General features: G+C 80.4%; 1 pseudogene. It reads left to right on the forward strand.

From position 1 onward, the window contains the following. Positions 1-352: pseudogene (locus ACLWS4_RS38015) on the forward strand (hypothetical protein); the annotation flags it as partial.

Raw genomic sequence — 352 nt, forward strand, 5'->3', positions numbered from 1 at the left:
CGAGCCCGCGGCTGCCGCCGAGGCGGAGGCCGCGGTTGAGTCCGGGGTGTCGGAGGAGCAGCCCGCCGCCGAACGGACCGTCAGCGAGCAGGCCGCGCCGGAGCAGCCGTCCGTCGAGGGCGGGCCTGCTGACGCCCCGTCGGCCGAGGCCGCCTCCGAGGCTCCGGTCGAGCCCGCGCCGGTGGCCGAGGTGGGGCCCGCCGCCGAGGTGCAGACCGAGCCCGTGGCCGAGCAGGCGCCTCCCGTCGAGGAGCAGCCCGAGCCCGTCGCCATCCCGGCGCAGGCCGCCGCCCCGGCCCGTCAGCCCGGTCGGATCTCCGCCTTCCTGTCCGCACCCGCCCCGGCCGGTCTG

This window comes from Kitasatospora sp. SC0581 (assembly GCF_048159585.1).
Lineage (GTDB): Bacteria > Actinomycetota > Actinomycetes > Streptomycetales > Streptomycetaceae > Kitasatospora.